The 13963-nt window shown below is 61.3% G+C and carries 11 protein-coding genes; 6 read left to right on the top strand and 5 right to left on the bottom strand.

Going from position 1 to position 13963, the window contains the following annotated elements; all coding sequences use genetic code 11:
* Positions 1-72 precede the first annotated feature (72 nt).
* The gene (metH, locus tag VGG64_00435; GenBank protein ID HEY1598035.1) at positions 73-3777 is read left to right on the top strand and encodes a methionine synthase; all 3705 of its coding nucleotides are present in this window, start codon (positions 73-75) and stop codon (positions 3775-3777) included.
* Positions 3778-3834: 57 nt separating this feature from the next.
* On the opposite strand, the gene VGG64_00440 is transcribed toward metH, so the two are convergent.
* Entirely contained in the window at positions 3835-5001 is a 1167-nt protein-coding gene (locus VGG64_00440) for a DUF1207 domain-containing protein (GenBank protein ID HEY1598036.1), read from the bottom strand.
* A gap of 711 nt (positions 5002-5712) precedes the next feature.
* Here VGG64_00440 and VGG64_00445 point away from each other — a divergent pair.
* Together VGG64_00445 and VGG64_00450 are read left to right on the top strand one after the other, a co-directional pair.
* Positions 5713-5925: a cold shock domain-containing protein gene (locus tag VGG64_00445; GenBank protein HEY1598037.1), complete on the top strand. Its 213-nt coding sequence runs from the start codon at positions 5713-5715 to the stop codon at positions 5923-5925.
* Positions 5926-6179: 254 nt separating this feature from the next.
* Complete coding sequence (locus tag VGG64_00450; protein HEY1598038.1) at positions 6180-7793, top strand: NAD(P)-binding protein; 1614 nt, start codon at positions 6180-6182, stop codon at positions 7791-7793.
* Between the two features lie 58 nt (positions 7794-7851).
* On the opposite strand, the gene VGG64_00455 is transcribed toward VGG64_00450, so the two are convergent.
* Both VGG64_00455 and VGG64_00460 read right to left on the bottom strand, forming a co-directional pair.
* On the bottom strand, positions 7852-8247 hold the full coding sequence (locus tag VGG64_00455; GenBank protein ID HEY1598039.1) for a hypothetical protein: 396 nt from the start codon (positions 8245-8247) through the stop codon (positions 7852-7854).
* Between the two features lie 294 nt (positions 8248-8541).
* The gene (locus tag VGG64_00460) at positions 8542-9759 is read right to left on the bottom strand and encodes a sialidase family protein (protein HEY1598040.1); all 1218 of its coding nucleotides are present in this window, start codon (positions 9757-9759) and stop codon (positions 8542-8544) included.
* 212 nt (positions 9760-9971) lie between these two features.
* Here VGG64_00460 and VGG64_00465 point away from each other — a divergent pair, with 212 nt between their 5' ends.
* From VGG64_00465 to VGG64_00475, 3 genes are all read left to right on the top strand, one after another.
* Positions 9972-10397 (top strand): DoxX family protein, encoded by a 426-nt coding sequence (locus VGG64_00465; protein HEY1598041.1) that lies wholly within the window; start codon positions 9972-9974, stop codon positions 10395-10397.
* Between the two features lie 124 nt (positions 10398-10521).
* Positions 10522-11220, top strand: a complete 699-nt coding sequence (locus VGG64_00470; protein ID HEY1598042.1) for a pirin family protein — start codon at positions 10522-10524, stop codon at positions 11218-11220.
* A 174-nt stretch (positions 11221-11394) separates the two neighbouring features.
* Positions 11395-11943, top strand: a complete 549-nt coding sequence (locus VGG64_00475; GenBank protein ID HEY1598043.1) for an NUDIX hydrolase — start codon at positions 11395-11397, stop codon at positions 11941-11943.
* Positions 11944-11990: 47 nt separating this feature from the next.
* On the opposite strand, the gene VGG64_00480 is transcribed toward VGG64_00475, so the two are convergent.
* Both VGG64_00480 and VGG64_00485 read right to left on the bottom strand, forming a co-directional pair.
* Positions 11991-12482, bottom strand: a complete 492-nt coding sequence (locus VGG64_00480; GenBank protein ID HEY1598044.1) for a GNAT family N-acetyltransferase — start codon at positions 12480-12482, stop codon at positions 11991-11993.
* Positions 12483-12528: 46 nt separating this feature from the next.
* Positions 12529-13908, bottom strand: a complete 1380-nt coding sequence (locus VGG64_00485) for a protein kinase (GenBank protein ID HEY1598045.1) — start codon at positions 13906-13908, stop codon at positions 12529-12531.
* Positions 13909-13963: the final 55 nt, after the last annotated feature.

The following is a 13963-nucleotide window of genomic DNA, read 5'->3' on the forward strand; positions in this document are numbered from 1 at the left end:
CGAGCGCGCGTCGCCCGCTCTGACACGTCATCGCATCCCCGTTCCAGAACCCCACATTACGAAGCAGTTAGCATGGCCATTGCGAATCAGCCGCACACACGGGAAATCCTCGAACGGCTTCTGGACGAGCGGATCCTGGTGCTCGACGGCGCGATGGGAACCATCATTCAGACGCTCAAGCTGAGCGAGCAGGACTTCCGCGGCGAGCAGTTCGCAGAGCATTCGTTTCCGTCCCTGAAAGGGTGCAACGATCTGCTATCAATCACACAGCCCGAGGCCATCGAGCGGATTCACTTACAGTACCTCGAGGCGGGCTCGGATATCATCGAGACCAATACGTTCAACGCCAATTCGATCTCGATGGCCGATTACGGTCTCGAGGCCTATGTGCGTGACATCAATCTGGCCGCCGTGGCTTGCGCCCGCCGAGCCGTCGACGAAATGAACAGCCGCACGCCTGGGCGGCCTCGATTCGTGGCTGGCTCGATGGGGCCAACCAAGGCTCAGCTTTCGGTGGCAGGCAATGTCGACGACGCCGCGTATCGTCCGGCCACGTACGAGCAGATGGTCGAGATGTATTACGAGCAGGTGGGGGCGCTCGTCGAAGGGGGCGTCGATATTTTGCTGCCGGAGACGGCCTTTGACACGCTGGTCTTGAAGGCCTGCCTGTTTGCCATCGATAAGTATTTTGTCGACCACGATGTGCGGCTGCCAGTGATGGCGTCGATCACGATTTTTCAAGGTGGGCGCACGCTCTCGGCGCAAACGATCGAGGCGGCCTGGACGTCGATTTCGCACGCCGACTTGCTTTCGGTCGGAATCAACTGCGCGCTGGGCCCCGAGCACATGCGCCCTTATCTGGAAGAGCTATCGCAAATCGTGCCCGTCTACGTCAGTTGCTATCCCAATGCCGGTCTGCCGAATGCCTTTGGCGGCTTCGATGAAACACCGGAACAAATGGCGCGGACGTTGGCCGATTACGCTTCGAACGGTTGGCTGAACCTGGTGGGCGGCTGCTGTGGTTCTACGCCGGCACACATCCGCGCGATTGCCGCGGCGGTTAGCGACAAGCCTTCGCGGAAGCGACCCAAATTGCCGGCGCTGACGCGCTTGAGCGGCCTGGAGCCGCTGACGCTGCGGCCGGACAGCAATTTTACGATGATCGGCGAACGGACCAATGTAACCGGCTCCAAAAAATTCGCCCGCATGATCCTGGCGGGACAGTTCGAGGATGCTGTCGCGGTCGCGCGAGGTCAGGTCGAAGGGGGGGCCAATGTTCTGGACGTGAACATGGACGAGGCCATGCTCGACGGCGAGGCGGCGATGACGCGATTCCTGAACCTGGTGGCTGCCGATCACGACGTTTCGCGCGTGCCGATCATGGTCGATAGCTCGAAGTGGTCGGTGATCGAAGCCGGATTGCGCTGCGTGCAAGGGAAAGCCATCGTCAACTCGATCAGCCTCAAGGAGGGAGAAGAGCAGTTCCTGCATCACGCCCGGCTGGCGCATCGTTACGGTGCCGCGGTGGTCGTGATGGCCTTCGACGAGCAAGGGCAGGCCACCAGCAAGGAAGAAAAGGTTCGCATCAGCCAGCGCGCGTACAAGCTGCTGATCGACAAGGTAGGCATGTCGCCGACGGACATTATCTTCGACCCGAACATTCTTACGGTTGCCACCGGCATCGAGGAGCACAATCGCTACGCGATCAATTTCATCGAGGCTGTGAGCGAAATCAAACGAGTCTGCCCTGGCGCGAAAGTCTCGGGCGGCGTGAGCAATATCTCCTTCTCCTTCCGCGGCAACGATCCCGTGCGCGAAGCAATGCACGCGGCGTTTCTCTATCATGCCATCCGCGCTGGGTTGGACATGGGCATCGTCAACGCCGGGCAACTTGCCGTCTATGAGGATATTCCGCGTGATTTGCTGGAACGTGTCGAAGACGTCCTCTTCGACCGTCGACCGGACGCCACCGAACGATTGGTCGAGTTTGCCGAGACGGTGAAGCAGGGAGGAACGAAGCGGGCTACCGCGGATCTCTCTTGGCGCGAAGGGGATGTGAACGAACGACTGTCACACGCGCTGGTGCGTGGCATCGCGGACTATGTCGAGAAGGACGTCGAAGAGGCCCGCCAGCTGTATGCCACCTGCCTGGAAATCATCGAGGGCCCGTTGATGGCCGGCATGCAGATCGTGGGCGACCTGTTCGGCCAGGGGAAGATGTTTTTGCCACAGGTGGTGAAGAGCGCCCGCGTGATGAAGCGCGCCGTGGCGTACTTGATGCCGTTCATGGAAGAGGAAAAAGCACGCGGCGGCAAAGCCGGCCAGGCTCGCGGCAAGATTCTCATGGCCACGGTCAAGGGAGACGTCCACGATATCGGCAAGAACATCGTCGGCGTGGTTTTGGGCTGTAACAATTACGAAGTGATCGATCTGGGCGTGATGGTCCCTTGCGAGAAGATTCTGGAAACGGCCGTCAAGGAGGCGGTCGACTTGATCGGGCTCAGCGGCCTGATCACACCCAGCCTCGACGAGATGGTGCATGTCGCCCGCGAGATGCAGCGGCAAGGCTTCCAGACGCCACTATTGATCGGCGGAGCGACGACCAGTGCCAAGCACACTGCCGTGAAGATCGCTCCCAGTTATAGCCAGGCCACGGTACACGTGCTGGACGCCTCGCGCAGTGTGGGAGTTGTCGAAAAGTTATTGAATCCCAAGGCACGCGAGCAATTCGCGGAGCGAAATAAAACCGAGCAAGCGCGACTCGTTCAGTCGCACCAGGAGCGGCAACAGGTCAACCTGGTATCGTACGACGAGGCACGTCGGCTTCGCTTTGCCACCGATTGGCGGGACGTACGAATCGACGTACCGTCGTTCCAGGGCATTCGCCTGCTGGAAGATGTTTCACTGGAAGAACTGGTTCCCTTTATCGATTGGTCCCCTTTCTTTCAGGCCTGGGAGCTGCGCGGCAAGTATCCCAAGATCTTCGACGATCCTACAGTGGGCATGGCGGCGCGGGAGCTGTTTTCCGACGCCCAGCAATTGTTGAAGCGGATCATCGCCGAGAAACTGCTTACGGTGCGCGGGGTATATGGCTTCTGGCCGGCCGTGTCGTTGGGAGACGACATCGCGGTGTACTCCGACGAGCGGCGCGATCGCGAAATCGCCCGCTTCCATACGCTGCGTCAGCAATGGGAGCGCAAGGGGCAAAAGGCCTACTACGCTTTGGCGGATTTCGTGGCGCCGGTCGAAAGCCAGCGGCACGACTACATCGGCGCGTTCGCCGTCACGGCTGGCTTGGGCACTGACGAACTGGTGCGCCGCTTCGAGGCCGAGCACGATGATCACGGGGCGATCCTGGTGAAATCGTTGGCCGATCGATTTGCCGAGGCCTTTGCCGAAATGCTACATCACCGCGCCCGCCGCGACTGGGGCTACGGGCTCGAGGAAAAGCTGTCGGCCGAGGACCTGATCGACGAGCGCTATCGCGGTATTCGCCCGGCGCCAGGTTATCCGGCCTGCCCGGACCACACCGAAAAGCGAACCTTGTTCGACCTGCTATCGGCCGAGCGCAACGCACATATAACGCTCACCGAGAATTTTGCCATGTACCCGGCGGCCAGCGTGAGCGGCCTGTACTTTGCCCATCCCGAGGCGCGCTATTTTGCGGTCGATCGTCTGACGCGTGATCAGGTCGAAGATTACGCCCGTCGCAAAGGCATGACGATCACCGAGGTCGAGCGCTGGTTGGCGCCGAACTTGGGATACGACCCGGGCTGAAGCACAGATGGCGGGCAAGGCGTTTTGACAGGCAGGAGTGCCTCGCGCTAGCCAGTTCTAAAAGTCGTACCAGATGCCCCAGCCGATGCGCTGCTCGAACTGGTTGTAGAACTCGAACTGCGAGCTTTTGCCGTTGATGTATTGCAGGCCGATGCGGAACGTGCTGAGAGCCAAGCCGCCGCGCCATTGCCAGCCGGCCTGCACGACGATAAACCCGCCGTACTTCAGTTCCTGGCGCTGATCACCGTAGAGGGCAAAGAACGGAGCGCCTCCGGCTCGGGCGGGGCTGTAGTCGAGCCCCCACTGCAACTCAACCGGCTGGGCGCCGTCTTCGTGTCCGAAGGCGTAATCGAACTCGCCGAACAGCCGCAAATTATCTGTCACAAAGCAGCCTATACCCAGCATGGCTGAGTCGCGCACGTAGTTAATTCGCTGTGCCGCGAACGCCGGGTTGTTAATCATCAACTCGTCACCCATGTGTGAGCTGAGATGCGTGTAGCCGGTTTTGTATTGCCAACGTCCTTGGGCGTACGTGACCGGAATGCCGACAGTGTAATCGCACGACAACAGCGGCGTGCTCGCCCCAAAAGGATTCAGCCGTGGCTGAGCCGAGCCGGTAAGGTCGACCTGAAAGCCTTCGGGCCGATAGGCGTTGGGCGTGCCGTAGCGCAGGATGCCCACGCGTGCACCTAACGTAGAATCCCATGCCGTTCCCACGAAGGGCGTATCCAAGCGCGTATCGTGATAAGGTCCAAGTTGCGTGTCAGTCCCCCAGGTCGTGCCGAGGCGCGGTTCCTTGACGCCGGCCAGATACGAACGGTACATCAGGCCGGTGGGCATCACGTGCCACGACCACGGCAAGTCGCTGCTCGGGCCGTAGGCCAGCGCCGTCTCACCTTGACTGGGCGGTCGGACAGGAGGTTGCGCGCCAAGCGGCACGCTCGAGCCGAGCACGGTAGGCTCGTCGAGCGAGCTGGCCATGCCCGAGCCCGACAGAGGATTGATCCCTGACGAACCGTTGGCTGGTGGCGGCGGACTCGTGGGGGGCGGATATCCACTTGGTGCTGCGGCGCCTGGCAGGATTGGCTCGGGCTGCCAACCCGTCGGGCTGACAGATGGCAAGCGGAGGGCCTCCTGCGCGGCGACACTACTGGCCAACATTGCCAACAGGGTCGCCGCGAGGAGCGCAGCGGGGCGCAGACGATGTGCTTGAGATTGGGGCATGCTTCTTGAGGCGCACCGTGCCGGCGGGAATCGGCTTGGTGGCTGTGGGCGGGGTGGGTCGTAGAACAAGATCAAACGTTGCCACACGCATCATCGGCATCTACGCCACACTGACCGCACGTGCGATAACGCGATTCTTTGGCAAAGTCGTGGCCAAAAGTCACTCTGCACAAAGCGGGTCACGGTTGCGGCTGCTAACACCCTGTGGATGCTGTCCGGACCTGGGAAAATGGTCCGCGGACTCGTTTTGGAAGGGTTGGCGCGCGTGGCGTTTGGGTTGTGCTAACCGGCAAATTTTGACTAGCCGGAAACGACGTCCCACGTGGCACAGGGGGCGCCACCGGCAGGGGGCAAAGATGACCGGCGGCGAGTCGACTTTGACGAGGTTTCCGGACGTGTACCCGAGGCGGGGCCTCCCCTCACCTGGGTGCAAAGCAAAAAGTAGTATAAAAGGGTTGCGGGCACGTTTCGTTTCCCTTAGGCTACGAACTTACGCTTTCCTAATCTAAATGCACCTTGACCCGTTTTGAGACTGCATCGCCGCTGCGGTTCGCATGGGACAATTCTGCGTAGATGAGGCGTGCTTGAAAGTTTGCGTTCAACGTGGGTTACGGTCACTGTCATCATGGCCGGGGCTCACTTGTGTCGCGTCGGGGTCAAGTGTGTTCTCCGTCGCAAAGTTTTGTCGTTTTGTGTGAAGGAGTGGCGAGTATGGCGTCGGGTACGATCAAGAAATTAGTGCATGACAAAGGGTTCGGGTTCATTCAGGGCTCGGATGGCGCAGACGTGTTCTTTCATCACTCGAGCGTGGCGGATCGCCAGTTCGACAATCTGTCCGAAGGGCAGAGCGTGGAGTACACCGTCGACCAGGGCGGCGGACCGAAGGGCAAGGGCCCCCGTGCAGCCTCGGTTACACCTGTCTAATTCGACAGGTAAGTAAACGTGGCGGCCGATGGCCGTTCGGGTTTACCAGGCCAAACAAGACCTAACGGGCGGCCTCGCAACTGCGGGGCCGCCTGTTTTTTGCGCTCACGCGGCGCGGCCGTCACGACCGCTGATGGCAGAATGTGGGATAATACTCGAGCGCGCCGATTGTCCCCCGCGACGTCGGCCGCGCAGCCCCCGGAAGTTTCTCCCGGCGTTCATCATTTAGCCAATAACGTTCATCGTTTCTGTCTATGCCGATTCGCGTTTCGAATATTCGTTTGGGCATCGACGAAAGCGAGCAGGCGATCACAGAGCATGCCGCTCGGGCACTCGGCATCAAGGCCAGCGACATTCGCCGCTGGCGCATTTTGCGCAAGAGTCTCGATGCGCGCAGCAAGGCAGATCTACGATTCGTATACGCCGCGGAAGTTGTATTAGGGGCCGACGAAGATCGCCTGGTCGCTCAAGCGTCGAGTCGCGCGCGCGGCATCACTGCCGAATTGTATCGCGAGACCGCGTTTGAGCTGCCGGCGACCGGCAGCGAGCCGCTTGCCGAACGGCCGATCATCGTCGGCAGTGGCCCAGCAGGACTGGCGGCCGCCTGTTTTTTGGCCGAAACGGGCTACCGGCCGCTGGTGCTCGAACGGGGCTTTCCCGTCGCCCGAAGGGTGCGCGACGTGCAGGCGTTCGACGCGGGTGGCACGCTCGATCCGGAAAGCAACTATCTCTTCGGTGAAGGAGGAGCCGGCACGTTCAGCGACGGCAAGCTTACCTGCCGCGCGAGCGGGCCCGACGTGCAGCGCATTCTGCAACTTTTCGCCGACTGCAAAGGGAAACCGTCGATCCTCTACGAACATCGTCCGCACCTGGGGAGCAATCGACTGCCGGCGGTGGTCAAGGCCCTGCGGCAACGCATTGAGGGCGCCGGTGGCGAGTTTCAATTTGCCTGTCGCTTAGAAGATCTGGATATTGCCGACGGCCGTTTGCGCGGCGTGACGACCTCGTCGGGCTACGTGCGCTGCGCGGTACTGGTTCTGGCGATTGGCCATAGCGCTCGCGATACCTACGACATGCTGCACGCCCGCGGTGTGCCGATGGAGCAAAAGCCGTTTCAGATCGGCGTCCGCATCGAGCAGCCGCAGGAACAGGTCAATCGCGTGCAATATGGCGACTCGCGGCTGGAAGACCGTTTGGGCGCCGCCGACTATAGCCTGGTGGCGCGGGGCCGCATCAATCTCTTCAGCTTTTGCATGTGCGCCGGTGGGCAGGTGATACCCAGCGTGTCGGAGCCGGGCTTTTTTTGCACCAACGGCATGAGCCTTTCTCGCCGTTCGTCCCCCTTCGCCAACAGCGGCATGATGGTCACGCTGGAGCCTCGCGATTTCGGATCGGACCATGTTTTGGCGGGTGTTGCGTTGCAGCGGCAGTTCGAACGTCGCGCGTTCGAGTTGTCGCGCGGCGAGTACGCCTGCCCAATCCAATGGGCTGGCGATTTTCTGGCGGGCCGCACGAGCCAGGGCGCGATTCCCTCGAGCTATCCGCGGCAGACGATTTCCAGCGAGCTAGCCGCACTGATGCCCAAGAGTGCTTTAGAATCGCTGCAGGCCGGTTTGCCGCTGCTCGATCGACGCTGGCGCGGCAGGTTCCTCGCCAATGCGACACTCGTCGCGCCTGAATCCCGCGGCAGTTCGCCAGTGCGCTTTCCGCGCCACCCGGCAGGGCTCGAGAGCGTGGGCGTGGCGGGATTGTACCCCGTGGGCGAAGGGGCAGGCTATGCCGGCGGCATCATCAGCGCGGCCTTGGACGGATTGCGGGCCGCCAAGGCGATCATCGCGCGTTTTGCACCACTCGAGATGCGCGCCTGATCAGAGCGCGCCGTTTCGTGGTCCGGCGTGACCAGTTGCTCTTATGAGCCGAACGTCGCTATTGCCGCTCTGGGTCGAGCTGCGGGTTGATCGGCGGGCGATTTCCTCGCGGGGCTTGGTCCCCTTTTCCGGCTGACCAGTCGTAGATGAACTCACGGGGGTACTGCGTGTAGCCACCGTAATAGTTCGACGAGCCGTAGTACCAGGACGACGGCGGGTAGAGGCAAGGTCGGTAGCGGTAGCCCGACGTGGGAGCACAACGATAAGCCGGGTAGTACGAATAGCCGTGGTGGGGGCTCCAACCCCCGAGACCACCCCACCAGGGGCGCCAATGATCGTAATAGGGATGGTAGCCGGGCCCGAATCCGCCGTAGGCGTAGTCGGCCTGGGCCGCGGTGGTCAGGCTGGCCGAGAGCGCGGTCGTCAGCAGGACCAAGATGATGGCTCGCTTCACGGTTTGCTCTCCCTGCGAATCGAAGTGCGCAAGATTGCCGAGACCTCAAAATCCACATCGGACGTTTGGCCTATGAGAAAGCAGGAAAAAAGTATCCCACACGCGGGTCCCCGAGAGGCGCATGTGCTAGCAACCGCTTGCAATCACACGGTAGCAAAAAGCAGGCAGAACTTGCCAGGTGGTAGCACAGCGCATGACAAACGGTCGTTGCGCATCGATAAGCATTATCGCGATTTAACGCGCTGTGCGCCGTGGGGCGCATGTTCTACGACATCCGCGTTCATCGATCAGCATTCACTTCGCCGCGTCACCGGCGCGAATCCACGCTTCGTTCGTGGCGACGTGCTTCATGCTCTTGCCCCCTTTGACGAAGTAGCTGTAGATGAAGTGGATCGTACCGTCGGCCCCCTGGATAACGGCCGGGTAGTGGTACGAACCATCCTCGTGCTTTTCCAGATGTCGCGTGATGGGCCAGGTGCGTCCTTCGTCTTCCGAGATCGACGCGGCCAGGCTATTGCGCCCTTTGACCGTGTCGTTATAGACAAGCAGCCAGTGACCGTTGGCCAATCGTACACCGTCGATGCCGGCGCCTGGGTTCGGCAAGTCCATGGTGCCGACCGGGCCCCAAGTTTCGCCGCTGTCCTGAGATTCGCTGGTACGGATCTTGTTCAGCGGACCATTCTCGCGCATGTAGGCGACCAGCGTGCCGTCGTTTTTGCGGAGAACGGTCGGTTGGATATTGCCAAAGCCGCAGATGGGCTCGCTGGCGTACCACGTGCGGCCATCATCGTCTGAGATCGCCATCAACGAGACCGAATACGCGTCTGTGTACAGCGGCAACAAGATTCGCCCGCTGGGGAGCACCGTTGGCTTGCAACGCGGCTGCCAACCCAACCGGTGCGAAATCTTTTCCTTGAGGGTTTTGCGTACATGGGCATCGAAGGCCTTCTCGCGAACCAATTCGCCCTCTCGTTTCGAGCCAAGCTCGTCGAGGGTCCTGGTCATCTTCTCTTCGAATCGCGGAGGGTTGAGCGGAATGACTCCCTGCCACTCCCACTGGGGCGGGCCGTCCTTTTCGTAGTCGCTCGACACAAGATATTCGGTCAAACACGATTCCCAACTATTGGCCAGGATCAGCGGCCAGAATAGCCATAGCCGTCCCCGGGCGTCGATCATCATCGTGGTGTTGCAATCGGGGAAGCCCGGCGTGTCGACCAGCAGAAAAGTTTCGCTCCAGTCGTTCTTTCCCTTGCGTTGCCGGGCACCGAAGACTGCCACGTCGTCGGCCGTGCGCTCGCCCGAGCCCCGATACCAACTGACAAACAAGTCGCCGTTCGGGCATTCGACGATGCCAGGGGCGTGGTTATGTTGCGGATTCAAGGGAAAGACCAGCGACTCACGGTAGCTGGGCTCCTCGGCCCGAGCCGATGATGGCAAGAATGCCAAGTTGAGTAGCAAAAGAGCCCAAGGCAGGGCGTTGGTCCGAGTGTCCAGCAGGGAACAAAATCTCATGGGGTGCGATTCCGGCGGGGCTAGAAGGGCAGGGGCGGGGGTAACGACCGTAGTGTGGTTGGCACAGTCGTGACTGTCAACTTTGAACGTGCCGGTTGCCAAGCGAGGCGTATAATTCCCGCCGGAGCTGGCTGAGAGCCGCTCCGGCACTTCGCTTTCGATCGACTTTTGCTCGCATCACGAGTACGGTTTTCTCACTCGGGAGACATCCCATGAACGCTGCGCTCGAGGGACCGCTGAATCTCGCGGGTCGCATGCTGCTGGCGCTCATTTTCGTGGCCAGTGGTTTTGGCAAGATTGCCGATTGGGAGGGGACTCAAGGGTACATGGCATCGGCCGGAATGGTGGCCATTCCGGTCTTCCTTGTGGGTGCGATCGTGTTCGAGATCGTGGGGGGATTGTCGGTGGCAAGCGGCTTCAAGGCCCGTTGGGGTGCCTTGGCACTGATCGTATTCCTCATTCCAACAACGCTGATATTTCATGGCTTTTGGCGCGAAACCGAACCCGGTCCGAGCCGCGTGCAAATGATCAACTTCATGAAGAATGTGGCGATCGCGGGAGCCATGCTCACCATTGTCGCCCGCGGCGCCGGGGCGTGGAGCCTCGACGCGCTGCTGGCCGATCGACAAAAGCAGTGACACGACCTGCCGTGATGTATCGGGGATACTCATGCGGTCGGGATCATCGCAAGCCCAGCGGCCTCGTCGAAGTATTTATCCGCCAGCCGCATGTTTTTGACCTTAAGACGAAGGGAACAGAATCATGATCATGCTGCGACGCTCGGCCGAGCGCGGCCACTTCGACCACGGTTGGCTCGACACCTATCACACGTTCTCGTTTGGCGACTATTACGACCCGCGGCATATGGGCTTTCGCACTCTGCGTGTGATCAATGAAGACCGCGTGAAACCGGGCGGCGGTTTTGGCATGCACGGCCACCGAGATATGGAAATCGTGACGCTCGTGCTGGCGGGACAATTGGAGCACAAGGACAGCCTGGGGACCGGTTCGGTGATTCGTCCCGGCGATTTGCAGCGCATGTCGGCCGGTACCGATATCCGGCATAGCGAGTTCAATCCTTCGGCAACCGATTCGGTTCACCTGCTGCAAATCTGGATTACGCCCCGCAAGCCAGGGTTGACCCCTCAGTACGAGCAGCGGCAGTTTCCTGCCGACGCCCGTAGCGGACGGTGGCAGCTAGTGGCCTCGCCCGACGGGCACGACGGCAGCTTGACCATTCACCAGGACGCGCGGATTTCGTGGGCCACTCTGGGGCCGGGGCAATCGCTCGACTATACGTTCGCGGAGGGCCGCTACGGTTGGCTCCAGGTAATCTACGGTGAGATTAGCGTCGGCAACGACGCGCTTTCCGCCGGTGACGGCGCCGGACTGATCGACGAGGCGCATCTAAAAATCACGGCGCGCGAGTCGGCCGAGCTGTTGCTGTTCGATCTGGGTTGAACGCCATGAGCGCCAGTACCCTGTCGCGACATCCGGATGCGCGCAGCAGCAGATACAACGGCTGCATGGTAGCAATTCACATCCGACATTCTGTCGGCTTTTTGCTCGGCAGGAGTGTTCGCGTGTCGTACAATCACGCGCATTCAGGGGTGCACTTCGTCGAACGAGGCCCTCATGGCTGAGCAGGAAGCTGCCCATTCGCTGGTCGTTGGTGAATTCTTAGAGTTGATTCGCGAGGGGCATTGGGAATACGCGAAGCGAACCAACTCGCCAGGCGCCGTCGTGATCGTGCCGGTGACCGATGACGGCCAACTCGTGCTGATCGAACAATATCGCATTCCGGTGGCGCATCGCGTGATCGAGCTTCCCGCTGGACTGGTGGGAGATTCCAGCGACGACCAGGGAGAAACAGTAGAGACGGCCGCGCGCCGCGAACTGCTGGAAGAGACCGGCTACGAAGCGTGGGAGTTGCGCGAGTTGACCTGCGGTCCGCCGTCGGCCGGCATGAGCTCCGAGGTCGTCACCTTTCTGCTCGCTACACATCTCAAGCGCGCCGGCTCCGGCGGCGGCGTTCACACCGAGCAAATCGAGGTCCACAGCATTCCGCTGGCCGACGTGCCGCGCTGGCTCGACAAGCGTCGCGACAAAGGGGTCATGGTGGACCCCAAGGTTTACGCCGGGCTGTACTTTGCCGAGCGGGCCGTGCGCAACGGCGGCCACTAACGATTCAAGAGCAAATGCGCTTGCGAAGAGTCCCGGCGGCCCGCGCGTTATTCTTGCGGCTTGATAGCGCCGGACCAATCGCACTCATACAAATGATGTCCCGACGGCGCGAGGCCTAAGCGCCGGTACGTGGATATCGCCGCGTGGTTGTGCTCGTCGACGTACAGCCGCAATCCGCAGACGTTGGGTTCGGCGCGCGCCAAAGTGCTGATAAAGTCGTGCAGGGCGCGAAACACGCCGCTGCCGCGGTAACTTGGATGCACGTAGACGCTTTGGATCCACCAGAAGATGCCGTTGCGCCAGTCGCTCCACTCGTACGTGAGCATCGTCTGGCCCACGACTTCGGTATCCAAGGTGGCGATGAAGTAGCGACACAACTCCGGTTGCGCGAGCGCCCGTTCGACGCCCAGCGTCAGGACTGCCGGATCGAGCACTTTGCTTTCGGTCTCGATTGCCAGCTGGCGGTTGAATTCGACGATCGTCCGCACATCGTCGATCGTTGCTTCGCGGACGAGCACTTTGTGATGCGTGGCTGGCATGGGTTCCTCGTCGGTATGTAAACTCCCGAAGCAACCTCGTGGGGTATTATGTCGCCAGTGGCCCCGTCGCGCAGTTCGCCAATTCGTCGGCTATGTCTTGCATAGTGGCGTCGCGCTCGCGTGGGTCGTGCACCAGGGCCTTGCGTACGATCGCGGCGAACGGCTCTGGCAACTGGCTGGCCAGCGCTGCGGCGTCCGCGTGGCGAATGCGATTGAGGACCTGTAATACATTATCACCGTCGAAGGCCCGTTGGCCACTGAACATCTCGTATAACATTGTGCCCAACGAAAAGACGTCGCTGGCTATCGTCGCCCGCTCGCCGTTGGCTTGCTCTGGGGACATATAGCACGGAGTTCCGGCGAGACTCCCTGAGCTGATGCCCAATAGGTCGGTGGTATCGTCCGGGGTTGCGGATCGCACCTCGCGACGCGAAAGTCCGAAATCCAGCAACTTCACTACGCCGCTGTCCGTCACAAAGATGTTGGCCGGTTTCAAATCGCCGTGTACGATGCCGCGAGCATGGGCCGCGGCCATGCCGGCGGCGATTTGCTGTGCCAAGTTGGCGCACGACTCGGCGGACAGCGGGCCGTCTTCGATAACCCGGCTGAGCGGCCTGCCGGCCAGATACTCCATGGCGATCACCGGCACGCCTTCGCTGTCGTCGACGCTGTATACCGTACAGACGTTGACGTGATTCAGCGCGGCTGCGGCGCGGGCTTCCGCCAGCACGGCGCCGGCGTTGGCCGGGCTGCCGACCTTCAAGACTTTCAGCGCCACCGAACGGTGCAATGTTGTGTCCTGCGCGCGAAATACCGAGGCAAACGCGCCGCTACCGATCTGCTCTTCGATGCGGTAGTGCGACAACACGCTGCCGGGCCCCAATGATCGTGGTTTATCGAGCGTGGACTCGCCGGGGCTCCAATTCTCGGCGCACAGCCCGCCGGTCTGCAGAGCGGCCAGCACACGCAGTATTTCATCGGTCCGGCGTCCGACGCTGAGATTGTGAACCACTTGGTATTGTAAGACGCTGTTGGGGTCGATGATGAACAGCCCGCGCAGCGCCACGTGCTGCGTTTCCAGAAACACTCCGTAGTCGCGGCAGGCGGCTCCCGACACGTCGCTGGCCAGCGGATAGCCGAGCCCGCTGAGCCCTCCCTGCGCGCGGGGAGTGCCAATCCAGCGCTGGTGCGATTCCAGGGTGTCGGCACTGATGCCCAAGGCATCGCAGCCACGGCGCGTGAATTCTTCGATGCGGGCCCCGATCGCCGTCAATTCGGTGGGGCACACCAGCGAAAAATCGCGAGGGTAGAAGATCAGCACCAACCAGCGACCCCGGAAGTCGGCCAGCCGGCTGCGGCCCGCGGCGGCGGTCGAAGGGAGGTCGAAATCAGGTGCCAGGCTGCCGACCGCGGCATTTGTCGTCATAGGTACACGCCTCGAACGCTTGCGCTCCGTCGCAGTTGTCCCCACAGCGCGAACT

It is taken from the genome of Pirellulales bacterium (assembly GCA_036490175.1).
Lineage (GTDB): Bacteria > Planctomycetota > Planctomycetia > Pirellulales > JACPPG01 > JACPPG01.

What these genes read in the sequence shown, in the direction of transcription:
- metH (HEY1598035.1), top strand. Translation starts at nt 73, where the DNA reads ATGGCCATTGCGAATCAGCCGCACACACGGGAAATCCTCGAACGGCTT.
- VGG64_00440 (HEY1598036.1), bottom strand. Translation starts at nt 5,001, where the DNA reads ATGCCCCAATCTCAAGCACATCGTCTGCGCCCCGCTGCGCTCCTCGCG.
- VGG64_00445 (HEY1598037.1), top strand. Translation starts at nt 5,713, where the DNA reads ATGGCGTCGGGTACGATCAAGAAATTAGTGCATGACAAAGGGTTCGGG.
- VGG64_00450 (HEY1598038.1), top strand. Translation starts at nt 6,180, where the DNA reads ATGCCGATTCGCGTTTCGAATATTCGTTTGGGCATCGACGAAAGCGAG.
- VGG64_00460 (HEY1598040.1), bottom strand. Translation starts at nt 9,759, where the DNA reads ATGAGATTTTGTTCCCTGCTGGACACTCGGACCAACGCCCTGCCTTGG.
- VGG64_00465 (HEY1598041.1), top strand. Translation starts at nt 9,972, where the DNA reads ATGAACGCTGCGCTCGAGGGACCGCTGAATCTCGCGGGTCGCATGCTG.
- VGG64_00470 (HEY1598042.1), top strand. Translation starts at nt 10,522, where the DNA reads ATGATCATGCTGCGACGCTCGGCCGAGCGCGGCCACTTCGACCACGGT.
- VGG64_00475 (HEY1598043.1), top strand. Translation starts at nt 11,395, where the DNA reads ATGGCTGAGCAGGAAGCTGCCCATTCGCTGGTCGTTGGTGAATTCTTA.
- VGG64_00480 (HEY1598044.1), bottom strand. Translation starts at nt 12,482, where the DNA reads ATGCCAGCCACGCATCACAAAGTGCTCGTCCGCGAAGCAACGATCGAC.
- VGG64_00485 (HEY1598045.1), bottom strand. Translation starts at nt 13,908, where the DNA reads ATGACGACAAATGCCGCGGTCGGCAGCCTGGCACCTGATTTCGACCTC.